The organism is Xanthomonas sp. JL1 (assembly GCF_038405005.1).
Map to the genome: position 1 here is coordinate 1 of NZ_JBBYGR010000062.1, position 23,336 is coordinate 23,336.

Below are 23,336 nucleotides of genomic sequence, written 5' to 3' on the forward strand. Positions count from 1 at the left end.
ACAGCGGCTACACCGGAGATCCCTTCGCCGAGGGCGTACAGGACATTCTGGGCAAGCATGTCACCGTACAGATTGCCAAGCGCAGCGAGCTGCATACCTTCAAGGTCATGCCCAAGCGCTGGAGTGTCGAACGCAGCTTTGCCTGGCTGGAGAAGAACCGGAGGCTATGGAAGAACTGCGAGCGAAGGCTCAATACCAGCTTGCAGTTCATCCACCTGGCGTTCCTAGCACTGCTGCTCAGGAGATCGTGAACAGGTTCTGAGTCGGTTCGCGGTTGTTGCCGTCTCCCAGCCCCCAGCAGCGCGCATGAGCGACCGCCTGCGCTTCGGTGCCTACGCACCAGCGAACCGCGCGCATGGCCCACGGCTTGATCAGCAAGGTCAACGTTGATCGTTCGGCGAGCTCTTTGCGCGCGGCTCAGTGCCGAACAGCCGCATCTTCCAGATGCAGCCAAGCATGCCGCACGATCCAGCGCGCCTGATCCCAGGGCACCCACAGCATCGGCAGGCATTGGTAGTAGCTTTCCTGCAGCACACGATACAGCTGTGCTTCGGTTGCGCGTGGATAGGCCAGGTAGATGTCGTAGCCGAGGGTCAGCAGCCGGGCGTAATCGGCGAAGGCGTAGCCACCCAGATGTCCTTCGGCGTGGACGTCGCGCCAATAGGCGATCTCCGCGTCGAGATTGACGTGGCGGCGGGTCAAGACGGATGCGCTGTGCATGGGTAGGAATCCGGAATCGAGACTACCCCCTGTGCGGGCACCGTAGCAGCGGCCGGCGCATGCAACCAGCGCGCGACGACGAGCGGTCGTCGCCGCGGCCGCTGCCACGCACCGAGCGATGCCGGCGCATGGCAAAACCAAGACCTCAGTCCCAGTCGGGCGCGATCGCCTTGGGGTTGGCCAGGCGGTGCCCACGGTCGAGTGCGGCGATCTCGCCCATGTCCTGCTAGCTCAGCTGCAGCGTCTGCGCCTTGAGGTTGCTCTCCAGATTCTCTCGCTTGGTCGAAGAGGGGATGACCGAATGGCCCTGCTGCAATGCCCAAGCCAGGGCGACCTGGGCCGGGGTGGCGGCATGACGCGCAGCGATCGCCTGGATCACTGGATACTTGAGCACTTCGCCCACCGCCAACGTCATGTACGAAGTGACATGGATGCCTTGTTCGCGCAGGAAGTCGGTCAAGGCGCGATTCTGCAGATACGGATGCACTTCGATCTGGTTGGTGGCGATGGCGTCGGCGCCCAGGATCCCGATCGCCTGCTTGGTCAGGGCGATGGTGAAGTTGGACACGCCGATCGCGCGGGTCATGCCCTGTTGTTTGGCCTGCGCCAACGCTTCCAGATACTCACGCATCGGCACCTGATCGTTCGGCGATGGCCAATGGATCAATGTCAGATCCACATACGCGGTGCCGAGTTTGCGTAGGCTTTCCTGCAGGCTCGGCAGCAAGGCACCGTCGCCGAACTTGTCGACCCAGATCTTGGTGGTCAGGTACAGCTGATCGCGCACAATGCCGGAAGCTGCGATCGCTTCGCCGACCTGCGCTTGGTTGTCGTAGATCTGCGCGGTATCGACTGCGCGATAGCCCACTTCCAGTGCGTTACGCACTGAGTCGATGACAACCTGGTCTTTAAGGCGAAAGGTGCCGAGGCCGAATGTGGGGACAGTCATTGTGTTCCTTTGGGAATGGGGAATCGCAGGAGCGGCGGTGCGCGGAGCGCAGTGCATGTGGTTAGTCGAGGGCGACGACGGCCTTTCCGAAGTTTTTACCACGCAAGACATCGACCAGGCCCTGCGGGGCGCTGTCCAGGCCGTGCAGGACGTGCTCGCGGTATTGGATCTTGTCCTCGCGCAGCCACTGGCCCATTTCGCGCAGAAACGCAGGCATCAGGCGGATGACATCGTGCTGGATGAAGCCACGCACGGTGAGGCGCTTGCGCAACAGCTGGCCTATGAACTCGGGCAGACGGTCCGGGCCAGGCAGCACTTGCCCACGGCTGTTGTAGGTGGCGATCACGCCGCACACCGGGATGCGTGCGAAGTCGTTGAGCTGCGGCAACACCGCATCGAACACCTTGCCGCCGACGTTTTCGAAATAGATATCGATGCCGTCCGGCGTTGCGGCGCGCAGCTGCTCTGCAAAATCGTCTGCGCGGTGATCCAGTGCCACATCCACGCGCAGCGTGTCGCGCAGGTAACGCACTTTTTCTTCGCCACCGGCAATGGCCACCACGCGCAGACCTTGCAGGCGTGCCAGCTGCGCCACCGTGGCGCCGACCGGGCCGCTGGCCGCAGCCACTACCAGCGTTTCGCCGGATTGTGGCTTGCCGATTTCATGCAGGCCTGCATACGCGGTGAAGCCGGGCATGCCATAGACGCCCAGTGCGGTGCTTGGCGGCAGACCGTCGTCCTGTGGCAACTTGCGTAATGGTGTTTTCGGGGTCAGCAGGCTATGCGTCTGCCAGCCACCAGGCAGTACCAGCAGATCGCCAGGGTGATAGTCGGCGTGATTGGATTCGATCACTTCGCCAACGGTGCCGCCTTCCATGAGGGCGTCGATGGCCACCGGCGCGACATAGGACGGGCCGTCGTCCATGCGTCCGCGCATGTACGGGTCCAGCGACAGGAAGCGATTGCGTACCAGGATCTGATCGTGGCCGGTCGGCGGGACGGCGATGTCTTCGATACGGAAGTTGTCGGCGCTGGGTTCACCCTGCGGGCGCGAGGCCAGCACGATGCGGCGGTTGGTAAGGGATGTCATGGGGAATTCCTCGCAAAGAGGCCGCGCATGCACGGTCGGGTACGCCCAGCCGCCAGAGCGGCTGGGCGAGGGAGGGGTGTAAAAGGCGTCTAGGACACATGCCTGGCTGACAATGCGAACGACAGCCTAGCGATTGCATCACGCCGCTGCCGATGGCTCCGGCGCGCTGGCGCTGTCGAGCTGGGCAATTTGATCGGGACTCAACGCCACGCGTGCAGCCGCCAGTACCTCGTGCAACTGGGTCACGCTGGTGGCGCTGACAATCGGCGCGGTCAAGCCGGGGCGTGCGATCAACCAGGCCAGCGCGATTTGCGCGGGAGTGGCCTTATGCGTCACGGCCAGATCGTCCAGCGCCTGCAGGATACGCAGGCCGCGCGGGTTGACGTATTGCTTGACCACCGACGCACCACGTGCGCTGCTCTTGCCGGCATCGTCGGCGCTGCGATACTTGCCGGTGAGAAACCCGCTCGCCAGCGAGTAGTAACTGATGACGCCAAGCGCGCGCTCGCGCACCAGCGGTTCGAGTTCTGCTTCGTAACCGGCGCGATCGTACAGATTGTATTGCGGTTGCAGGCTTTCGTAGCGTGGCAGCGTGTATTGCTCGGAAATATCCAGCGCATCGCGCAGGCGTGCGGCACTGTAGTTGGACGCGCCAATCGCACGCACCTTGCCTTGTTCGATCAACCGGCCGAATGCGGCCAGCGTGGCTTCCAGCGGAATCGATTCGTCATCTTCATGCGCCTGGTACAGATCGATCACATCGGTCTGCAGACGCGTCAGCGAACCTTCCACCGCCGCAGCGATGTTGTCCGGCGACAGACCGGGGTGCTCGCTCCACTTGGCTACCTTGGTGGCGATCAGCACTTTGTCGCGCTTGCCACTGCGTGCAAGCCAACGACCGATGATGGTTTCCGATTCGCCACCGCGATTGCCGGGTACCCAACCGGAATACGCATCGGCCGTATCGATCAGATTGAAACCGGCATCCACGAACGCATCGAGCAGTGCGAACGAGGTCGCCTCATCGGCGCTCCAGCCGAAGACATTGCCGCCGAAGACGATCGGTTGAACCTGCAGGCCGGAGCGGCCGAGTGAGCGTGGGTGGGACATCGTGGATGCTCCTGATTCGAACGACGCACAGGATAGTCACGCGTACCGATGTTGCGTGTGACATCTGTGTGGATTCAGCGTTCCGCCGATCGTCCTCGGCAGCTCACAGGATCTGAACATGTCGCCGATGGCGCGCGCCACAACGCGCCCTGTGCCGCCCAGCTGCGGGCACACGGCATGCCCCGGAGCACATGTTAGGCTCGCGCTACTTTTCCCCGAGGAGGGCGCTGCGATGATCCGCAACAAGCTGGCCTGTGCATGTGTGATGAGTGTGGTGGTGGCGATGAGCATCCCTGTGGCGATGGCCGTGAAGCCTGCCGATAGCGCAACGTTGCCGGCGCCCGATACCGCGTTGCAGGTGGCCATCAACGGCAACTGGCGCGACCGTGTGTACGTGCAGCGCGACCAGTACCGTCACCCCGGCCAGACGCTGGCGTTCTTCGGCATCAAGCCGACCCAGACAGTTATCGAGATCACTCCCGGCGGTGGTTGGTATTCGGAAATCCTGGCGCCGTATCTGCGCGAGAAGGGCAAGTATGTGGCGGCAGTGGTCGACCCCGCGTCGGCGCCCGAAGGCCGTAGCCACGATTACGCACAGCGCGCGCGCGATGACCTAGAAAAGAAATTCCAGGCCAAACCGGAGGTCTATGGCAAACCTTCGTTCGTGTCGTATGTGCCGACGTCGCCGTCCTTCGGTGTGGACAACTCGGCTGATCTGGTGCTGACCTTCCGCAACGTGCACAACTGGCGCATGGCCGGCAATGCCGAGGCGATGTTTGCTGGCTTCTACAAAGTGCTTAAGCCCGGCGGCGTGCTCGGCGTAGTCGAACATCGCGCCAATTCCGATGTGCCGGCCGACGACAAGAGTGGCTACGTTGGCCAGGCACAGGTGATTGCAATGGCCAAAGCCGCCGGTTTCACGCTGGTCGGCAAGAGCGAGGTCAACGCCAACCCGCGCGACACCAAGGATTACCCGGGTGGTGTATGGACGCTGCCGCCGAGCAACAGCCATGACAAGGCCGACGATGCCAAGTACAAGGCGATCGGTGAAAGCGACCGCATGACCTTGAAGTTCGTCAAGCGCTAAGGCAGTGCTGCATGCCGGCGCGTTGCGCGTGTCGGCATGCAGATCTCTGAAATCATCGGGGCTTGGGCAGCGCGTCGCGCAACAGGATTGGCATGTTGGTGTTGTTGAACAAACCCTACGGCGTGCTGTCGCAATTCAGCGACCGCTCGCAGCCGCCCAAGCGCACGCTGGCCGAGTTCGGCCTGCCGCCCGATGTGTATGCGGCTGGCCGTCTGGATCACGACAGCGAAGGCTTGTTGTTGCTGACCGACGATGGCGCATTGGCGCATCGTGTGACCGACCCACGCCACAAGCAGCCCAAGACCTACTGGGTGCAGGTGGAAGGAGAACCGCAAGCCGGGCAACTGCAGGCCTTGCGCGACGGAGTGGTGCTCAACGATGGCCCGACCCGGACGGCACAGGTGCGCAGCCTCGATCCGGCACCGCCGCTGTGGCCGCGCGAGCCACCGGTGCGCGTACGCAAGACCGTGCCCGATGCCTGGCTGGAACTACGGATCACCGAGGGCCGCAACCGTCAGGTACGGCGCATGACTGCAGCGGTGGGCTTGCCGACCTTGCGCCTGGTGCGCGTAGCCATTGGCGATTGGCGGCTGGACATGCTTGCGCCCGGGCAGTGGCGCGTTGAAGAAACGGCGAGCGCACCGCCGAGCCGGAGTCGGCGCTGAGTTGTTGCTTCTATCGTTTGTATGGCCAACGCGATACTGCGCTATGGCGTTGAGCGGCTAGCAAAAACGATCGCTGCGTTGTACGGCGAGATAGCCGGTGCCCGTGACCGGGAAATGTTCTGTGCCTACACCATGTTGCGTTTGAGCCACTCAGGGCTGACGGTTGCTCGGAACATTCTGATCGGCGCTTCATCGCATGATGCGGACGACACGTAGAGCGATGTAGCAGCCGTTGACACCAATGCACCCAATTGCACGCATGTCAGAAACGACGACGCCACGGCGCAAGACCATGGCGTTGGGGATTGCTTGGAGCGTTGGCTTATTCGATGCCGTCGCTCGCGTCGCTCGGGGTCACCGCACCGCGACGCTGGTAGGCCGCGCGACGTGCGTTGGCATTGCTGGCGTGCTCGCGATCCAGGCGATGCACGTTACCGCCAAGCACCTGCTGATCGCGCTGACGCTTGCGGTACACCGCGTAGCCGATCAGGCCCAGGCCTGCGACCGCCGCGGCAACCGTCACGGCCGGATTGCGCTTGACCAGCTTGCTGGCCGCCTTGCCACCCTTACGCACTGCACCGAGTGCGACGCCGGTCTTGAGCCATTCGCTCGCGCTCGGGCCGAAATGACGCAGGCTGCTGCCGGCGTGGCGTGCCTGATCGCCCGCATTGGACGCGGCATGACGCAACTGGTCGCCTGCAGTGCCGGCCAATTCCAGGGCACGCTCCAGGGCGCGTTCAGTGATCACAGTCAGCTTGCTCATCGGAGGCGTTTCCTTTCTGAGTACGTGATCTGCAGTCTGTGCGCTGATGCGTATAGGCGGCGTTAGCGGGGCTGGGTGCCGTTTGGCTTACGGTTAGGTAGGCCGCGGCGCAGCGGATGTCGAGCACCGGTCTGTTTCACCGCCGCCGCGGGTCGGTGCGTTTCAGGTGCCGCGTGGTTTTGCTCTGTGGGTTGCTGCAGCGGTCCAAGGGTCATCTGGCCACGGATGCCTCGGATACCGTCCCTTCATCTCTTTTTTAACGTCCGGATACGTATTCGCCCAGAAGCTCTTCAGGTCCTGGGTCACCTGCAACGGGTGCCCGCCCGGGGACAGCAGGTGCAAGGTCAACAGGATACGGTCGTCGGCGATGCGTGGGGTCTCTGCCAGGCCGAACAGTTCCTGCAGTTTGACCGCCAGCACTGGCGGCAGCGGTTGGCCGGTGTGGTCGAGGGCGTAGCTGATCTGCCGTTCCATTCCCGATGGCACGCTGATGCGGGTGGGGGCGTGGCGGTCGATGGCCTGGCGGCGCTCCCACGGCAATGCGGCCTTGAGCGCTTCGCCCAGGCTGGCTTCGTCCAGTGCGTCCAGGCGGGTCTTGCCGGCGAAGGCCGGGCGCAGCCAGCTGTCCAGCGTCTCCAGCAGCGCGGTGTCGGAGAGATCGGGTAAGGCGAGTTCCGGCATCCACACGCGCAGCGACTGCACGCGGGAGCGCCATTGCTGCAGTGTGTCCGTCCACGGCAGGGCGTCCAGGCCGAGTTGGCGCACCGCGTCGGTCAGCGCGGCGGCGGCGTGTGCCGGATCGATGCGGCCAGCCGGGCGGCTGTCGAGCACGATGCGGTCGAAGCTGGATTGGCGGCGGGCGACCAACGCACGCTTGTCTGCATCCCACTGCACCAGGTCCTGCTGCACGAAGCGCTCGGGCAGGCTGCGGCGCAAGTAGGCTTCGTCCACCGGGGCGGCGCGCAGCAGCAAAGCGTCCTTGGCCTCGTAGCGCAGTTCGCTGGCAACCAGCCACGGTTCGCCGCGCAGATCGCTGTGGTCGAACAGGCGCGCGCTGCGGCCATTGGCGAGCAGGTAGCGCAACGGGTCGGCAGGGTGGCGTGCGGCGATGCGGTCCGGGAAGGCGTGCGACAGCAGCTCGCCGAGCGCGTGCGCCTCCACGCTGGAGGGCGGGGCGCTATCGCAGCGCAGCCGGCGGCGCCATTGTTTGGCGGCGCTGTCGATCGCGGCCAGGCCACCGCGGTTGGCATCGGCGGCGCTGCGGCCGTGACGGAACGCCGCTAGCGCCCGCCAACGCGCGGCCAGCCCATCGCCGCCCTGACGCAGCGGGTCGCGCGCTTCCAGCAGCGCGGCCAGGTCGCAGGCCAGCGCCACACGCGGCGCATCGCCGGCCTGCGCCAGCATCGCGGCCAGGCGCGGGTGCGTGCCCAGCGCGAGCATGCGCCGGCCGAGTGCGGTGATGCCGCCGCTTGCGGTGAGCGCGCCCAGCCGCTGCAGCAGCGCGTGCGCGGCCGCCAGTGCGCCACTGGGCGGCGCATCGACAAAGCGCAGTGCGCTGTTGCCCCAGGCCGCCAGTTCCAGTGCCAGGCCGGCCAGTTCCACTTGCGTGATTTCGGCACGGCGCTGTGGTTCCAGCCGTTGCGATTGCGGCCACAGCCGGTAGGCCCAGCCGCTGGCCACACGCCCGGCACGGCCGGCGCGCTGGTCGGCCGAGGCCTGCGCAATGGCGGCGACGTCCAACCGCGAAAAGCCGCTGTTGGGATCGTAGTGCGGCTCGCGCGCCAGCCCGCTGTCGATCACCACGCGCACGCCGGGCAAGGTGACCGACGATTCGGCCACATTGGTGGCCAGCACAACGCGTCGGCGGCCTTGCGGGTCGGGCTGCAGTACCTGGCTTTGCGCCTCCACCGACAGCTCGCCGTGCAGCGGCAGCACTTGCACCGCCGGGTCCAGCACATCCTGCAGTGCGCTGTGCACGCGCGTGATTTCGCGGTGTGCGGGCAGAAACACCAGCACGTCGCCGGGATGTGTGGACAAGGCGTGCTCCACCGCGCGCCGCGTCTGCGGCTCCAGCGCTTCGTCGCGGCGCGCGGGGAAATGCGCAATCTCCACCGGGAAACTGCGCCCGGCACTGCTCAGGCGCGGAGCCTCCAGAAAGCCGGCCAGGCGCTCACCATCGAGCGTGGCCGACATCGCCACGATGCGCAGGTCTTCGCGCACCTGCGACTGCACATCCAGTGCCAGCGCCAGGCCGAGGTCGCCGGCCAGATGGCGTTCGTGGAATTCGTCGAACAGCAGCACGCCGACGCTGTCCAGCATCGGGTCGTCCTGGATCAGCCGGGTCAGGATGCCTTCGGTGACGACTTCAATGCGGGTGCGCGCCGATGTCTTGTTCTCGAAGCGGATGCGGTAGCCCACCATTTCGCCGACCGGCTCGCCGAGCTGGCGCGCCATGAACTGCGCCGCGCTGCGGGCCGCCACGCGGCGCGGCTCCAGCATCACGATCTTGCGACCGGCCAACCATGGCGCCTCCAGCAGCGCCAACGGCACCTGGGTGGTCTTGCCGGCGCCGGGCGGCGCTTCCAGCACCAGCCGCGGATGCGTGGCGAGACTGTCGCGAATCTGCGGCAACAACGGGGATATCGGAAAAACGAGGTCGGTCATGCGCGGGAAGGATACGGGCTGCGCAACGCTGCGGCGACGATGTGGCGGGGTGGCAACACGGGCCATGTGAGGTGCGCATCGCCGCCATCAGTGGATCGATACGCCTGCGTCAGGCCGATGCAGTGCAGGCTGTGTGTGCAGTGTCATCAATTCACCTCCGTGTGTGCATGGCACGAGCGTATCGCTCGCGGCATGGAATTTGCGTTACGCGCTACGATGAGCGGATGTGCACTCCACAGCACCGCGATTGATCTAGCAGCGGTCGTTTAGATGAAGTCACATAAAGCTGGCGAATCAGATGCAACTGATGCATCGCTTTCATCCTGCAGCCAATGCGCAGAGCTGAAGCTCTGCAGTTGATCTATTGCACTGTTTAACATTCCAAGCAGCCGGGATTCGAGTCAAAGCTTCATCTAGATGTAGTCCAAAGCACGACTGGTCGAGTGCGCGGCGCCCTCACCGCTCGCGGGACACGCCGTAAATCCGTCCCTGGAGGCTCGATGGCGGCATCCATGCCGCCAACGGTCCTGCGATGGGCGAGGACGCTGCGCCAGAATGTATCGGGTGACTTTGTTGACGGGTGAACACACGTCACCAGACAGTTTGCTGGTGGTTTGTTGAAGCAGCAGGACGCCGCGTCGTGGTGTCCTCAGACCGGCCGAATCAGGTCGATCTGATCACCCAGGCTTCAACCGGCTTCGCGCATCCGGGAGGTCAGGCCTTTGAGAAAGGCGCGCAGCAGTTGGTCGCCGCAGGGGCGGAAGTTCTTGTGGCCGGGTTGGCGGAACAGCGCGGAGAGTTCCGGCTTGGACAGCGGGAAGCCGGCGCTGGCGAAGATGGCGTGCATGTCGACGTCCTTCAGTTCGAAGGCCACGCGCAGCTTCTTCAACACCAGGTTGTTGCCGACGCGGGTTTCCAGCGGGCGGACCGGTTGGCTCTCGTCGCGGCCGCGGAAGCGCAGCACCAGGCCGTCGAGAAAGCGCGCCAGCATCGCATCGGTGCAGGGCTCGAAACCAGGCGCGTCTTCCTTTTTCAGCCAGGCCTGTACCTGCGCCTTGTCGAGCGCGAACTCGGGGTCGGCCAGGTGGGTGATGTCCACCACCTTGTCGTCGCTGAGGTCGAGCATGTAGCGGATGCTGCGCAGTACATCGTTGTGGATCATGACCGTTCCGGTGCCCCGGCCTGTCGCCGGAAAGCGGCCATTCTACGGAGCTTGAGTGAAACCGACCTGACACCGTGCGCAGCGAGTCCCTCGCGCCGGCGTGCGGTGCAAGCGCAGACCGTCATGCAGATGGCCGCGGGCTGCCTGCGCAGCGGCGTGGCCACGCACAGCGCTCAGCTGCCGCGCTACGTTCTGTTAGCCGGGTAAAAAAAACGGCTCCAGTCGCGATCAGGCAATCGGGACAGCCCGTCGCGGCTGAAGCCGCTCCTACATGGAATGCGATCTGCGCCCTGTAGGATGTAGGACGCTGGATTACGCTTTTGCAGCCGCCAGGTCTTCGACCCAGAAGCGTCCGTTGGGATAGCTGAACTCCGCAATCGAGGCGGCATGCATTTCCGCGGAGAAACCCGGCACGTCCGGCGCCAGGTAGCGGCCGTGCCGGATGCGCACCGGGTCCAGGAAGTGCTGGTGCAGATGATCGACGAATTCGATGGCGCGGTCTTCCATCTGGCCGGTGATGGCGACGAAGTCGGCCATGGCCAGGTGCTGCACCAGTTCGCACAGGCCCACGCCGCCGGCATGCGGGAACACGCGCACGTTGAACTTGGCGGCCAGCAGCAGGATGGCAAGGTTCTCGTTGACCCCGCCCACGCGCGCGGCATCGATCTGGATCAGGTCCACCGCGCCGGCCTGCAACAGTTGCTTGAACACCACCCGGTTCTGGGTGTGCTCGCCGGTGGAGACCGGCACCGGGGTGATGCCCTGGCGGATGGCGGCATGGCCGAGCACATCGTCCGGGCTGGTGGGTTCTTCGATCCAGGCGATGTCGAATTCGGCCAGCTGGCGCATCCAGTCGATCGCCGGGCCCACGTCCCAGCGCTGATTGGCATCGACCGCCATCGCGATATCCGGGCCGATGGCTTCGCGCGCCAGGCGGCAACGGCGGATGTCGTCCTGCACGTTGGCGCCAACCTTGAGCTTGATGGTGCGGAAGCCGTCGGCCACCGCTTCCTTGGCCAGTCGCACCAGCTTCTCGTCCGAGTAGCCGAGCCAGCCGGGCGAGGTGGTGTAGGCCGGGTAGCCTTGCTCGATCAACTGCGCGATGCGTTGCTCACGCTGCGGTTGCGCATCGCGCAGGATGGCCAGCGCTTCTTCGCGGGTGAGCGCGTCGCTGAGATAGCGCAAGTCGATGGTGTCGACCAACTGCTCGGGCGTGAGTTCGGCAATGAAGCGCCACAGCGGCTTGTTCGCGGCGCGCGCAGCCAGGTCCCACGCAGCGTTGATCACCGCGCCGATGGCCATGTGCATGACGCCCTTTTCCGGGCCGAGCCAGCGCAGCTGCGAATCGTTGGTGAGCCGACGCGCGAACGCGCCCAGATCGGCGATGACGTCTTCCACCCGCAGGCCGAGCACATGCTCGGCCAGCGCCGCCACCGCTGCGGTCTGCACGTCGTTGCCGCGGCCGATGGTGAACACCAGGCCGTAACCGGCCAGGTCATCGGCAGCATCGGTGCGCAGCACGACGTAGGCCGCCGAGTAATCGGGATCGGGATTCATCGCGTCCGACCCATCCAGCTCGCGCGAGGTGGGGAAGCGGACGTCGTGGGTATCGAGGGCGACGATGGTGCTCATGAAAGTCCTGGCGGTGGAAGGCGGGAAATGGAAAGCGGGATATCAAACGGGTGAAAGAAGTGGCTGGAAGAACTTAAGTGACGAAGACCTGCGTGAGCGGAGAGGTGCGCTTAAGACCCTCTCCCACCGGAAGAGCGGTTGGGGTGAGGGTACGAACGCGTAGCGCCTGATGTGTAGAGATGCCGCAGTGACTCATGCGCTTGCAACTCAGCCCAATGAATCGATTGCACGATCAACGGTGTATTGCGATCGACGCGTTACAACTTGCGCGACTCCGTGGCTAGGTATCCTCACCCCAACCCCCGCTCCGCACCCCGGCCCGCGCCAGCAGCGCGGGCGCTCAAGGCACCCGCGCCAATGGCGCGCAAACCGTGCCTTGGCGCCCCGAGGGGAGAGGGGCTTTGCGTTGTCGCGCGATTCGAGTTGCGTGAGTCCTTCGGCTTTCGCGCAAGAAAAATGCTTAGCGGTGGACGCAATGCACTGCAGTACGACGTCAATTCTTCCAGGCGTAAACCCTCAATCCTCAACCCCCATCCCGCGGATGCGCCACCACCGGCTGGCGCTGGCGACCCAGGCCTTCGATCTCCAGTTCCATCACATCGCCTGGTTTGAGGTAGACCGGCGGCTTCTGGCCCAGGCCCACGCCCGGCGGGGTGCCGGTGCTGATCACATCGCCCGGCATCAATGTCATGTAGCGGCTGATGTGGCTGACCAGTTCGGCCACGCCGAACACCATCGTGCGCGTGCTGCCGTTCTGGTAGCGGTGGCCGTTGACCTCCAGCCACATCGACAGGTTCTGCGGGTCGGCGATTTCGTCGCGCGTCACCAGCCACGGGCCGATCGGTCCGAAGGTGTCGGCGCTCTTGCCCTTGACCCACTGGCCGCCGTGTTCGAGCTGGAATTCGCGTTCGGACAGATCGTTGATCACCGCGTAGCCAGCCACATGATTCAGCGCTTCATCCACCGATACATCGCGCGCCACATCGCCGATCACCACACCCAGCTCCACTTCCCAGTCGCTCTTCACTGACCCGCGCGGGATGATCACCGTGTCGTTGGGGCCACACACCGCAGTGGTGGCTTTCATGAAAAGAATCGGCATCTTGGGCACTTCCATGCCCGATTCGGCAGCGTGGTCGGCATAGTTCAAACCCACGCAGATGAATTTTCCGATGCGACCGACCGCTGCGCCGTAACGCACATCGCCTTCGATCAACGGCAGCGTGGCGACGTCCAGTACGCGTAGTTTTTCCAGGCCGGCGTTGGTGATGTGCTGGCCGGCCACATCGTCGATCACACCGCTGAGGTCGCGGATGCGGCCTTCGCTGTCGATCAGGCCAGGGCGTTCGTGGCCTTCGGCGCCAATGCGTACGAGTTTCATGCGGTCTTCCTTTGCAGGTGAGGAGTGAAGCGGCTAGCAAACCTAGCGCGCATGTGTCTTGCTGGGTAAGGACGGTGTGCTCACATCGAAGCGGATGCGCGCGATAGATCGCATCACACCATTGCTGCGCCCACGTGTGTGGCGGGCGGCAGCATGCGTCGTTGCGGGACTCAGTTGGACCAGCCGCCATCGATGATGTGGGTCTGGCCGGTGGTGAACGATGATTCGTCCGAGGCCAGGTACACCACCAGCTGCGCAATCTCGCGCGGGTCGCCCAGGCGGCCCATCGGCTGGCGGTCGGTGAAGCTCTTCCACACCGCTTGTTCGTCACCGCCCAGGGCCTTGACGCGCTCACCCAGCGACGGCGTCTTGATGGTGCCCGGGCAGATCGCATTGCAACGCACGCCCCGCGCCACGTAGTCAGCGGCGATTGCCTTGCTCAGGCCGATCACTGCGGCCTTGGTCACGCCGTAGACGAAGCGGTTCGGCACCCCCTTGATGCTGGAGGCAACCGAGGACATGTTGATGATGCTGCCGCGGCCGCGTTCGAGCATGGCCGGCAACACCGCCTTGCAGGTGTAGTACATCGCGTCGATATTGATCGAGAACGAGCGGCGCCAGGCCGGTTCGTCGCACTCGAGAATGCTGCCCTGATGCACGAAGCCGGCGCAGTTGAACAGTACGTCGAATGGCCCGTGTGCCTGGATCAATGCGGTAATCGCGGCAGCGTCGGTGACGTCGAGCAGGTGCGTCGTGATGGCATCCGATTCGGCGGCCAGCGCCTGCAACGCAGCGGCGTCGATGTCGGTGGCAATCACCTGTGCACCGGCGCGTGCGCAGGCCAGTGCACTTTCGCGCCCGATGCCGGCGCCGGCGGCGGTAATCAGGCAGCGCTTGCCCTGCAGGCGGGTGTTGGGTGTGGTGAAGATCGAGACAGTCATAGTGATGAGGTTCCGTAGGTGGGGGCCGCCGGCCGTGGCAGACGATAGAACGTGCGTGCGTTGTCGCCGAAGATGGCTGCCGCGTGCTCGGCGGCATGCCGGGTGACGAGTTGCTGTGCGAGTGCAAACCAGTGCGCGTAATCGGCGCGCAAGCTCAGCACGGGCCAATCACTGCCCCACAGCAGCCGCTGCGGGCCGAAACGGGCGAACAGGTGCGCGACGTACGGCTCCAGCGCGTCCACGCCAGCGCCGCGCGCGGCTTCGGTCAGCAAGCCGGAGAGTTTGCAATGCACATTGGGATGCTGCGCCAGAACAGCCATGCTGGCAGCCCAGGCGACGAACTCGCCAGTGGCAATCTGCGGCTTGCCACCGTGATCGACCACCACGCGCAACCCCGGATGGCGCTTCAAGCGCGCCTGCAGTGCCGGTACATGCGCGGCGCGGATCAAGGCGTCAAAGGCCAGATCGTGCGCAAGTAGTGCATCGAAGGCGGCATCCAGCGCGGGATCGGCTAGCCAGTGCACGTCGGCGATGTCCTGCACCATCGGGCGCAGACCCTTGAGCACGCCGCCGCCGGCACGCACCAATGCGCCGATGCGTGCTGCGGCATCGGGCGCAGCAAAATCGACCCAACCGACGACGCCGGCAATGCGCGCATCGTCGCGGGCCAGCTCGAACAGGTAACAGGTTTCTGCCTCGGTGGCGGCAGCCTGCACCACCACGACGCGATCGACATCGGCGGCGTCCAGCGCAGCGCCAATGTCATCCGGACCGAAGTCGCGGTACAGCGGCGCCAGTTCGGGCGTCAGCCAGTGATAATCGCCACGGGCCAGGCGCCAGAAATGCAGGTGCGCGTCGACCCGGCTCACGGGGTGGGCAACTCCGCTGCGAGCAGGCCCTCATCGCGCAGGCGTTGCCACAGTGCGGATGGCACCGGGGCCGCAAGCCGCGTGGCCGCCGATTGCACTTCGGCCACGGTACGCATGCCGGCCACCACCGTGGTCACCGCCGGATGCGCCAGCGGGAACTGCAAGGCGGCCGCGCCGATATCCAACCCGAACGCCGCGCAGGCCGCGTACAGCCGCTGCGCATGCCGCAGCGTGGCGGTATCGACCGGGGCGTAGTTGTAGGTGGCGCCGGGGCCGCGTGCGTCGCTGAGCAGGCCGGAGCTGTACGGGCCAGCCGACAGGATCGCCACATTGCGTTGCTGCGCCTGCTCCAGCAGCGCGCGCGCGCCGTGCTGTTCCAGCAGGGTGTAGCGGCCGGCCAGCATCACGCAGTCGAGCGGAAAACGCGGCAATACCTCCAGGGCCACATCCTGCTCGTTGACGCCCAACCCGATCGCACCGCACGCGCCGGCCGCCTTCAGCTCCGCCATCGCCGGCAAGGCCTCCTCCAAGGCCTGGCGCAGCACGTGGGCGTGGTTGTCGCCGTGGGTCAGCGTACCGATGTCGTGCAGCAGCAACACGTCGATGTAGTCGGTGCCCAGGCGTTCCAGGCTGGAGGCGAACGCACGCCGCACACCATCGGCGCTGTAATCGAACGCGGCGCGCCGCCCGGCCACTGCAAAGCCGTCGCGGCCGGCAACAGCCTGGGCGTCGTCGTAGACGCAGCGGCCGACCTTGGTCGACAGCGTGTAGTCCGCGCGCGGTATTCCGGCCAGGCCTCGGCCCAGGCGCGCTTCGCTCAGCCCATAGCCGTAGTAGGGCGCGCTATCGAAATGACGGATGCCGGCTTCGAACGCGCCTGCGACCGCGGCCAGTGCGTCTGCCTCATCCACTTCCGTATACAGGTTGCCGATCGGCGCGGCGCCGAAGCCCAGCGTTGACAGCTGTACGTCGGTGCTGCCGAGACGCTGCCGTACCACGCCGCTCACGTGCGCTGCTCCGCAAGCAGGGCGGAAGCGCAGCACGCATGTTGGGAATCTGGAGAGCAGGGGCTGAGCATCACAACGTCCACCAGCCAGCAGGTGCCCGGCTGTTCGCATATGAATATGGCAATCATCAATGAACAGATCACGCTGCAGTGCAGCATTGCCGTCCTGCGGGAGTTTGTGCAGACGCGCATCGCTATGTCGAATTCCTCAAGCGGCATCACCAGTTCCTATAACGCCGCGTCTGCGGTTGCGGGCATGACGGCCGCTAGATACCTGTGAAATTGATGCAACCCAGACACGACACGGCGGGACTTGGTCAAGGGGCTGGCTGCAAGCGCGCTGGCCGCACCGCTGGCTGCCGCGGCGCAGGCGCAGACCACACAGTGCGCACGCACACCGCAGTGGGCGCGCGGTGTGGAGGGGCAGCGCAAGGCGGATCTGGGCAACGGCACCTATCTCAATCCCATTGTGGCCGACGATCACCCCGATCCCACCATCCTCAAGGATGGCGACGACGACTACATGACGTTTTCGTCGTTCTTTTCCTACCCTGGCATCGTGCTGTGGCATTCCACCGATCTGGTCAACTGGACCCCGATCGGCCCGGCATTGCGCCAGGAGCTGGGCACGATCTGGGGGCTGAATCTGTGCAAGCACCACGATCGCTACTACATCCACATCCCGGCCAATCCGGACGACATGGGCTGGTCGATCTTCGTGATCTGGGCCGACGACATCCGCGGGCCGTGGAGTGCGCCGATCGACCTGAAGATCGCCGGCTGCATCGACCCCGGCCACGTGGTGGGCGAGGACGGCAAGCACTATCTGTTCGTCGACGGCATCCGCAAGGTGCGCCTGCGCGACGACGGCCTGGCCACCGATGGGCAGCTGGAACCGGCCTACGCGCCGTGGCGCTATCCCGACCAAAACTCCGCGCCCGAAGGCCACAAGCTGACCTGGCACGACGGCTGGCTGTATCTGGTCACCGCCGTCGCCGGCACCGCCGGCCCGGTGACCGGGCACATGGTCATCGCCGCACGTTCGCGTTTGGTGCACGGGCCGTGGGAGTACTGCCCGCGCAATCCGCTGGTGCGCACTCAATCCGAGCAGGAGCCGTGGTGGTCGCGCGGGCATGCCACGCTGGTGGAATGGCCGCGTGGCGACCGGTGGATGGTCTATCACGCTTACGAAAACCGCTTCCGCATGCTGGGCCGGCAGACGCTGCTGGTCCGGATTCCATCACAACATGTTCGGCGGTTTTCTGAGCCTGCAGCTTGGCGTGTATGCCGCACGACAAGGCGAAGTGGTATTGCGCGAGTTCCGCTATCGCGCGCTGGCGTAAGTACGCCTCACGCCACACAGCGCGACAGTCAAACGGCGAGGCCCGGGGGACCTCCCCCTCAGGCGTGACAGCGACCATCAGCACATCGCGCAGTGTCAGCGGACTACGGACGGAGCGAAGAACCCGATCTCCGTTGCGACATGTCGATTCCGCGCACGGGGCGTTTCTATCTGACAGCTCCACAGTCGCTAGCGGTCGCAGTTAACCACAGCAGTAGCAGACGTTGCCCTGACCCAGGTCGCCGCTGAATTCCGGACACTCGGCTTTGCAGGCCCACGCACGACGCGACTCGACGTTCGGCTGTGCGTTATCGACCGCCATCACCTGGAAGGCACCGAACCCGGTGCTTGCCAGAAAGGTCGCCGCCATCAACGCACTGCGCAAGCTTCGCCAACGCTTCTTCATGCATTGGCACCATCCGCTCGCTGCATCAGCCCGACATCAGCATGGACCGCGAAGCGCTACTGCTCAGCGAAGAACGTGTGCAGGTGGATTACGTGTTCACCAATCACAGCGAGCGCGACCTGAGCGTGCCGGTGGCGTTCCCGATGCCGCCGATGCATTTCGGCATGGCCAATCACAATGCGCTGACCGATTTCAAACCCTGGGCCGATGGCAAGCCGGTCGCCACCACGCGCAAGCTGGTGGTGCTGTTGGATGACGGCAGCGATATCTCCACGGCATTCGCCGCCACCGGCTGGACCCAGGACGATGTCGCTGCCTTCACCGAATCGTCCACGCCGCCGAAAGGGCGCAAGCCGCTGCCCGTGCGCTGGGTCGATGGCGATGGACAACCGCGCTTGACGCTCAACGCGTATTTCGTCTGGCGGCAGAAATGTCCTGCAAGAATACGTCGCGAGCAGCGGTCAGGTGGACGCGGACGGCGCGCTCAGAACCGCAGTGGACGCGTGGTACATGGCGTTTCGAGCACCGGCCGCGCCCGCCTGGCGGTGAGCGCAGTCGTTTTGTTAGCCGCTCTTCGTGCCGATGCGCGATTTGAACATCCTGTTCGTGCACGCACCGGAATAAACCCGACAAGCAGCAAGCGTACCCGGGCGCGACGAGGCGTTACCTGCAACGTCCATCACGATCGTACGCGCCAGCGCGCATCGGTTGTCTTGTGCAAATGCAGCGCTGCCGACAACGCGCATCGCGCCCAGGTGCGCTCCTGCGTTGGTGCCACGCTGCGTTGCATGCAAGTCCGTCGATTGCCCGCCAGCGACAACGGCCGAGGTGGCGGGATCACCGGCAGGAGCGCACCCGGACGCGACCAAGCGTCGCCGATCAACCCCAACGCACGCAGACCCATACCTGCACGCGTCAGTCGTCTTCCGGCGGGGGCAGCACGATGCCGTCGGCATCGATGGCGAGCTTGCCGGCCATCAACACGGCCTGGGTGCGATTGGTGACGCCGAGCTTGCGCAGGATCGCGGTGACATGCGCCTTGATGGTGGCTTCGGACACGCCCAGGTCGTAGGCGATCTGCTTGTTGAGGCGCCCGGCGCCCAGCATCTGCAGCACGCGAAATTGTTGCGGTGTGAGGTCGCGCAGACGCTGACCGACCTCGCGTTCTTCGCTGTCGGTGGGTGGCAGGTTTTGCGCTTCGGCCGGGATCCAGCGCTCGCCGTCCAGCACGGTGGCCAAGGCGCGACCGATGGTGTCCGAGTCAGCGGATTTGGGAATGAAGCCGAACGCGCCGTGATCGATCGCGCGCCGCATCACCGTGGGCTCTTCGCGTGCGGACACCACCACCACCGGCAATTGCGGATGCAGCGAACGCATGTGCACCAACGCACTGAAGCCCTGCGCGCCCGGCATATTGAGGTCCATCAACAGCAGGTCCGCGTCCGGTTGCGCGTCGGCCAGCGTGTACAACGCATCCACGTTGTCGGCTTCCAACAATTGCACGCCCGGCATGACCCGCTGCACGGCCCCGCGCAAGGCCTCGCGAAACAGGGGATGGTCATCGGCAATCAGCAGGGTGGTCATTGAGGGGCCGGGATTGGGGATTGGAGATGTGGCATTCGTAAAAGCACGGGATTCGGGATTCGGATGTTGGGATTCGTAAGAGCAGGGATTTCGAAAAGCGAATCGCGATTCGCAATAGCCGATGTCAGAGAACCGTCTGTCTCTGCATCGCAATTCAACACTGCATGGTTGAGGAGAGAGATGACCAGGTACTGGCAACCCGCTTCTGCGAATCCCCAATCCCCGCTCCTCAGCCAATCCCGAATGCCCAATCCCGGCCTTTCAGCGCGTCAACCGCTCATTGACCAGCGAATCCACCACCGATGGATCAGCTAAGGTCGAGGTGTCGCCCAACTGGTCCGGGGCGTTTTCGGCGATCTTGCGCAGGATGCGGCGCATGATCTTGCCCGAGCGGGTCTTGGGCAGGCCGGGAGCCCACTGCAGGTGATCGGGCGAGGCGATCGGGCCGATCTCCTTGCGCACCCAGCTCACCAGTTCCTTGTGCAGTTCGTCGCTCGGAGTCTCGCCGGCGATCAGGGTGACGTAGGCATAGATGCCCTGGCCCTTGACGTCGTGCGGAAAGCCGACCACGGCCGCTTCGGCGACCTTGGGGTGCGAGACCAGCGCGCTTTCCACTTCGGCGGTGCCGATGCGGTGGCCCGACACGTTGATCACGTCATCCACGCGGCCGGTGATCCAGTAGTAGCCGTCGGCATCGCGGCGACAACCGTCGCCGGTGAAGTAGCTGCCCGGATAGGTGCGGAAGTAGGTATCGATAAAGCGCTGATGGTCGCCGTAGACGCTACGCATCTGGCCCGGCCAGGAATCCAGCAGCACCAGATTGCCTTCGGTGGCGCCTTCCAGGATCTTGCCTTCGGCATCCACCAGCGCTGGCTGCACGCCGAAGAACGGCAGGGTGGCCGAGCCCGGCTTGAGATCGACCGCGCCGGCCAGCGGCGAGATCAGGATGCCGCCGGTTTCGGTCTGCCACCAGGTGTCCACGATCGGGCAGCGGCTGTCGCCAACCACGTCGTAGTACCAGCGCCAGGCTTCCGGATTGATCGGCTCGCCGACGCTGCCCAGCAGGCGCAGGCTCTTGCGCGAGGTCTTCTTGACCGGTTCCGCACCGTCGCGCATCAACGCGCGAATCGCAGTAGGCGCGGTGTAGAAGATGGTGACCTGGTGCTTGTCGATCACTTCCCAGAAGCGCGACACGTTCGGGTAGTTGGGCACGCCTTCGAACATCACCGCGGTGGCGCCGTTGGCGAGCGGGCCGTAGACGATGTAGCTATGGCCGGTGACCCAGCCCACGTCGGCGGTGCACCAGTAGATGTCGTCCTCGCGCAGGTCGAACACCACTTCGTGCGTGTAGCTGGCAAACAGCAGGTAGCCGGCAGTGGTGTGCAGCACGCCCTTGGGTTTGCCGGTGGAGCCGGATGTATAGAGGATGAAGAGCGGGTCTTCCGCGTTCATCCGCTCGGGTTCGCATTCGGCCGGTTGGCCGTCGACCACGTCTTGGAACCAGCGATCGCGCGGTGCCTGCATCTCCACTGCGCCACCGGTGTGACGCACCACCAGCACGGTTTCGATCGTGTTGGTGCCGGGAATCTTCAGCGCTGCATCGACGTTGGCCTTGAGCGGAATCTTCTTGCCGCCACGCAGGCCTTCGTCGGCGGTGATGATCAGCTTGCTCTGGCAATCGATCACGCGGTCGGCGATGGAGTTGGCGGCAAAGCCGCCGAACACCACCGAGTGCACCGCCCCGATGCGCGCGCAGGCGAGCATGGCCACCGCCGCATCGACGATCATCGGCAGATAGATGGTGACCCGGTCGCCTTTCTTGACGCCCAGGTTGCGCAGCGCATTGCCAAGCTTGCAGACGCGCTCATACAACTGGCGATAGGTGACCGGGTACGACGCCGCGTCCGGGCTGTCGGGTTCGAACAGCAGCGCGGTCTTGTCGCCGCGTGTGGCCAACTGGCGGTCCAGGCAGTTGACGCTGGCGTTGAGCTCGCCATCGCCGAACCAGCGGATATGGAAGTCGTCCAGCGCGTAGCTGACGTCCTTGACCTGGGTGGGTTGCTTGAACCATTCCAACCGCTGCGCGGCCTTGCCCCAGAATTGCTCAGGGTGTTCGATCGATTCGCGGTACAGCGCGGCGTACTGCTCGCGCGTCACGCGCGCATCGGCGGCGAACGCGGGATCGACGGGATAAACATCAGCCATGGCACCCTCACTTGCGATGAACTTGTCGGAAGAGGGCGTTACGGCTTCCCTCGGTAGACAATCAGTGTGCCGCATCCATTCTGTCCCGACGGCCAACGGCGCCTTAGACCTTGGTCGTAATCCCCCGGGGAGTGCACCGGCGCACATCCATCGCCGGCTGCAGTGCGACCATCGGTCATCTTGCAGAAGGCTGCGTTGAAGCTACGACCAAAGGCGAATAGGCTCCGGAGCGCGGACTGCCTCACGCTCTGCACAGCATCGCCATCGAGCGCGAGGCCTGCATTGGGGAGAGGGTTGATGAAGCACGGTATTGCACCGTTGGTGCGCCACCGGTTGGCGGCCGCCTTGTTCGTCGCCACCATGTTGCCCGGCGTGGCGTTTGCACAGACGTCCAAGGAAAAGGCACTGGAAGCGCGCATCGCCGAACTCGAGCGTGAGGTCCACATGCTGGTCTCCGCGCAGCGACAACAGCAGGGCCAGATCGCGCAGACGCAGACGCAGGTCACCGAAGTGCGCACCTTGCAGGCACATATGCCGCCTGCGCCGGCGGTGCCTGCCGGCAAGAAGCCGATCCAGCTGACCAGCATCACGCCAAACGCGTTGCCGGGGACACGTTCCGTTACGGTGGTTTCATCAAGGCCGACTTCATGACCACGCGCACCAGCGACGGCGCATTGCCGCAAGGTGCTGTGGGGCGTTACCTGTACATCCCGACGCAGACGCCGATCGGCGGGCAGGCATCGAGCACCGATACCGACTTCCATGCCAAGTTCTCGCGCTTCAACCTGGGCGTGGATACCGTCACCGAAAACGGCGACAAGCTCACCGGCTTCATCGAAATCGATTTCTTCGGCAACGCCCTGGCCAACCAGGTCAACCAGGTCAACAATCTGTACGGCGGCACCTTGCGGCACGCCTACATGAGCTGGAACAACTGGCTGGCCGGTCAGACCTGGTCCAACTTCATCGACCCGACCATCCTGCCGGAAGCGGCCGATATCGTCGGGCCGACCGACGGTGCGTTGTTCAGCCGTCAGACCCAGATCCGCTACACCCGCCGCGCCTTCAGCGTGTTGGCCGAAAACCCCGAGACCCTGACCACCCCGTACCAGGGCGGCAACACCATCCTGGCCTCGGATCACGGCGCGATGCCGGACCTGACCGCGCGCTACACCTGGAAGGGCACCTGGGGCACGTTCGGTCTGTCGGCCATTGCGCGCCAGTACCGCACCCGCAGCGCGTTGACCAACGACACCGATTCCGGTGGCGCCATCGCCGGCGGCGGCCGCTGGATCATCAATTCCAATAACGATCTGCGTTACCAGCTCAGCTACGGCGAAGGCCTTGGCCGCTATCTGGGCCTGGGTAACGGCTCGGATGTGGAGATCGATATGGACGGCAATATCCAGACCGTCAGCACGATTGCCGACTGGGTGGCCTGGCGCCACGACTACACCGCCAAGCTGCGCACCACAATCATGTATTCGCGCGTGAACTACGACCACGACATCGCCAATACCGGCGGGCTGGCCAGCAAGTCGCAGCAGAGCATCCGCGCCAACGTGTTCTATTCGCCGTTGCCGAAGGTGGATGTGGGCGCCGAGCTGATGTACGGTCGCCGCGAAGCCGAAAGCGGCGACAGCGGCGACATCTCGCGTCTGCAGTTCACCACCAAGTACCGCTTCTAAGTTCCTGCCACTGGCGGCCCGCTCCACTGCGGTGGAGCGGGCACCGCCGCTTGATGTCTTACCAGCGCTCTA

The 23,336-nt window shown here is 64.7% G+C and carries 20 protein-coding genes, 1 other RNA gene and 4 pseudogenes; 7 read left to right on the forward strand and 18 right to left on the reverse strand.

The annotated features are described in order from the left end of the window. On the forward strand, positions 1 to 251 hold a 251-nt coding region (locus WJW29_RS14585), incomplete at its 5' end, for a transposase (protein ID WP_075241997.1). On the opposite strand, the gene WJW29_RS14590 is transcribed toward WJW29_RS14585, so the two are convergent. The 5 genes and pseudogenes from WJW29_RS14590 to WJW29_RS14610 all read right to left on the reverse strand — a co-directional run bounded on the left by WJW29_RS14590 (position 238) and on the right by WJW29_RS14610 (position 3,869). Next, positions 238 to 384 carry a hypothetical protein gene (locus WJW29_RS14590; protein ID WP_012446412.1) on the reverse strand — a complete coding sequence of 49 codons (147 nt, stop codon included), beginning with the start codon at positions 382 to 384 and terminating at the stop codon, positions 238 to 240. The two genes, WJW29_RS14585 and WJW29_RS14590, sit on opposite strands and share 14 nt — an antisense overlap. Before the next feature lie 33 nt (positions 385 to 417). Continuing rightward, on the reverse strand, positions 418 to 720 hold the full coding sequence (locus WJW29_RS14595) for a hypothetical protein (protein WP_011409784.1): 303 nt from the start codon (positions 718 to 720) through the stop codon (positions 418 to 420). Between the two features lie 145 nt (positions 721 to 865). Beyond that, positions 866 to 1,669: pseudogene (gene dkgB / locus WJW29_RS14600) on the reverse strand (2,5-didehydrogluconate reductase DkgB). A 61-nt stretch (positions 1,670 to 1,730) separates the two neighbouring features. Beyond that, on the reverse strand, positions 1,731 to 2,759 hold the full coding sequence (locus WJW29_RS14605; protein WP_011260800.1) for an NADP-dependent oxidoreductase: 1,029 nt from the start codon (positions 2,757 to 2,759) through the stop codon (positions 1,731 to 1,733). Between the two features lie 138 nt (positions 2,760 to 2,897). After that, entirely contained in the window at positions 2,898 to 3,869 is a 972-nt protein-coding gene (locus WJW29_RS14610) for an aldo/keto reductase (RefSeq protein WP_011260801.1), read from the reverse strand. 232 nt (positions 3,870 to 4,101) lie between these two features. Between WJW29_RS14610 and WJW29_RS14615 the strand changes: the two genes are divergently transcribed. Then, complete coding sequence (locus WJW29_RS14615) at positions 4,102 to 4,956, forward strand: class I SAM-dependent methyltransferase (protein ID WP_011409786.1); 855 nt, start codon at positions 4,102 to 4,104, stop codon at positions 4,954 to 4,956. Positions 4,957 to 5,048: 92 nt separating this feature from the next. Next, positions 5,049 to 5,621, forward strand: a complete 573-nt coding sequence (locus WJW29_RS14620; protein WP_011409787.1) for a pseudouridine synthase — start codon at positions 5,049 to 5,051, stop codon at positions 5,619 to 5,621. A gap of 322 nt (positions 5,622 to 5,943) precedes the next feature. On the opposite strand, the gene WJW29_RS14625 is transcribed toward WJW29_RS14620, so the two are convergent. The 9 genes from WJW29_RS14625 to WJW29_RS14665 form a co-directional block, all read right to left on the reverse strand. Then, a complete protein-coding gene (locus WJW29_RS14625) occupies positions 5,944 to 6,384 on the reverse strand; it encodes a hypothetical protein (RefSeq protein WP_011260804.1) in 441 nt (146 codons plus the stop codon). 162 nt (positions 6,385 to 6,546) lie between these two features. Next, complete coding sequence (gene hrpB, locus WJW29_RS14630; protein ID WP_011409789.1) at positions 6,547 to 9,048, reverse strand: ATP-dependent helicase HrpB; 2,502 nt, start codon at positions 9,046 to 9,048, stop codon at positions 6,547 to 6,549. 688 nt (positions 9,049 to 9,736) lie between these two features. Continuing rightward, on the reverse strand, positions 9,737 to 10,210 hold the full coding sequence (locus tag WJW29_RS14635) for a DUF1456 family protein (RefSeq protein WP_011260806.1): 474 nt from the start codon (positions 10,208 to 10,210) through the stop codon (positions 9,737 to 9,739). Positions 10,211 to 10,522: 312 nt separating this feature from the next. Continuing rightward, positions 10,523 to 11,842 (reverse strand): L-fuconate dehydratase, encoded by a 1,320-nt coding sequence (locus tag WJW29_RS14640; protein WP_011260807.1) that lies wholly within the window; start codon positions 11,840 to 11,842, stop codon positions 10,523 to 10,525. A gap of 523 nt (positions 11,843 to 12,365) precedes the next feature. Then, positions 12,366 to 13,223: a fumarylacetoacetate hydrolase family protein gene (locus WJW29_RS14645; RefSeq protein WP_011260808.1), complete on the reverse strand. Its 858-nt coding sequence runs from the start codon at positions 13,221 to 13,223 to the stop codon at positions 12,366 to 12,368. A gap of 170 nt (positions 13,224 to 13,393) precedes the next feature. Next, positions 13,394 to 14,164 carry an SDR family oxidoreductase gene (locus tag WJW29_RS14650; protein ID WP_011260809.1) on the reverse strand — a complete coding sequence of 257 codons (771 nt, stop codon included), beginning with the start codon at positions 14,162 to 14,164 and terminating at the stop codon, positions 13,394 to 13,396. Then, a complete protein-coding gene (locus WJW29_RS14655; RefSeq protein ID WP_011260810.1) occupies positions 14,161 to 15,033 on the reverse strand; it encodes an amidohydrolase family protein in 873 nt (290 codons plus the stop codon). The genes WJW29_RS14650 and WJW29_RS14655 overlap by 4 nt, the downstream gene beginning before the upstream one ends. Beyond that, entirely contained in the window at positions 15,030 to 16,040 is a 1,011-nt protein-coding gene (locus WJW29_RS14660) for an aldo/keto reductase (protein WP_011409792.1), read from the reverse strand. The genes WJW29_RS14655 and WJW29_RS14660 overlap by 4 nt, the downstream gene beginning before the upstream one ends. Further along, a complete protein-coding gene (locus WJW29_RS14665; protein WP_228383577.1) occupies positions 16,037 to 16,231 on the reverse strand; it encodes a hypothetical protein in 195 nt (64 codons plus the stop codon). Before WJW29_RS14665 ends, WJW29_RS14660 begins: the two co-directional genes overlap by 4 nt. Between WJW29_RS14665 and WJW29_RS14670 the strand changes: the two genes are divergently transcribed. Then, complete coding sequence (locus WJW29_RS14670) at positions 16,152 to 16,319, forward strand: hypothetical protein (RefSeq protein WP_012446418.1); 168 nt, start codon at positions 16,152 to 16,154, stop codon at positions 16,317 to 16,319. The genes WJW29_RS14665 and WJW29_RS14670 overlap by 80 nt on opposite strands. A gap of 33 nt (positions 16,320 to 16,352) precedes the next feature. Beyond that, a pseudogene (locus WJW29_RS14675) lies at positions 16,353 to 17,267 on the forward strand (family 43 glycosylhydrolase); the annotation flags it as partial. A 316-nt stretch (positions 17,268 to 17,583) separates the two neighbouring features. On the opposite strand, the gene WJW29_RS14680 reads toward WJW29_RS14675, so the two are convergent. Further along, complete coding sequence (locus WJW29_RS14680; protein ID WP_012446420.1) at positions 17,584 to 17,787, reverse strand: hypothetical protein; 204 nt, start codon at positions 17,785 to 17,787, stop codon at positions 17,584 to 17,586. Here WJW29_RS14680 and WJW29_RS14685 point away from each other — a divergent pair. Then, positions 17,730 to 18,230, forward strand: a pseudogene (locus WJW29_RS14685) (DUF4424 family protein); the annotation flags it as partial. The gene WJW29_RS14680 and the pseudogene WJW29_RS14685 overlap by 58 nt on opposite strands. Here the strand turns inward: WJW29_RS14685 and WJW29_RS14690 are convergent. From WJW29_RS14690 to acs, 3 genes are all read right to left on the reverse strand, one after another. After that, positions 18,224 to 18,299: non-coding RNA, sX9 sRNA (locus WJW29_RS14690), on the reverse strand. The pseudogene WJW29_RS14685 and the gene WJW29_RS14690 sit on opposite strands and share 7 nt — an antisense overlap. 403 nt (positions 18,300 to 18,702) lie before the next feature. After that, on the reverse strand, positions 18,703 to 19,371 hold the full coding sequence (locus tag WJW29_RS14695) for a response regulator transcription factor (protein WP_011409794.1): 669 nt from the start codon (positions 19,369 to 19,371) through the stop codon (positions 18,703 to 18,705). 261 nt (positions 19,372 to 19,632) lie between these two features. Further along, positions 19,633 to 21,576 carry an acetate--CoA ligase gene (gene acs, locus WJW29_RS14700; protein WP_041182339.1) on the reverse strand — a complete coding sequence of 648 codons (1,944 nt, stop codon included), beginning with the start codon at positions 21,574 to 21,576 and terminating at the stop codon, positions 19,633 to 19,635. 297 nt (positions 21,577 to 21,873) lie between these two features. Between acs and WJW29_RS14705 the strand changes: the two are divergent. Continuing rightward, positions 21,874 to 23,264: pseudogene (locus WJW29_RS14705) on the forward strand (DcaP family trimeric outer membrane transporter). Positions 23,265 to 23,336: the final 72 nt, after the last annotated feature.